This window comes from Rhizobium sp. 18055, from assembly GCF_902706285.1.
Lineage (GTDB): Bacteria > Pseudomonadota > Alphaproteobacteria > Rhizobiales > Rhizobiaceae > Rhizobium.
The window spans coordinates 1-464 of the sequence record NZ_CACSKD010000222.1; the positions used below are offsets into that span (position 1 = coordinate 1).

At 65.9% G+C, this 464-nt stretch carries 1 protein-coding gene; it reads right to left on the minus strand.

The window, feature by feature from the left end; translation table 11 throughout:
• A partial coding sequence (gene rpsD / locus GVL52_RS31980) for a 30S ribosomal protein S4 (protein ID WP_160012725.1) occupies positions 1-464 on the minus strand: 464 nt, incomplete at both ends.

Here is a 464-nt window from a genome sequence, read left to right on the forward strand (position 1 = left end):
CTTCCACCCAGGCGGGCATGCCGACCTGTTGAGCCAGTTGCAGAGCTTCCACGATGCGGACTTGCTTCTTGGACTTCTCGCGCACGGCCACCACGTCACCCGGCTTCACCAGGTAGGACGCGATGTTGACGGACTGGCCGTTCACCGTGATCGCCTTGTGGGACACCAGCTGGCGTGCCTCGGCGCGCGTGGAGCCGAAGCCCATGCGGTACACCACGTTGTCCAGGCGGGACTCGAGCAGCGACAGCAGGTTCGCGCCGGTGTTGCCCTTGCGGCGGTCGGCGGTCTCGAAGTAGCGGCGGAACTGCTTTTCCAGCACGCCGTACATGCGCTTGACCTTCTGCTTCTCGCGCAGCTGCAGGCCGAAGTCGGACGTGCGGGCGCCGGAAGTGCGGCCGTGCTGGCCGGGCTTGGAGTCGAACTTGGACTTGTCCGCGATGGAGCGGCGTGCGCTCTTCAGGAAC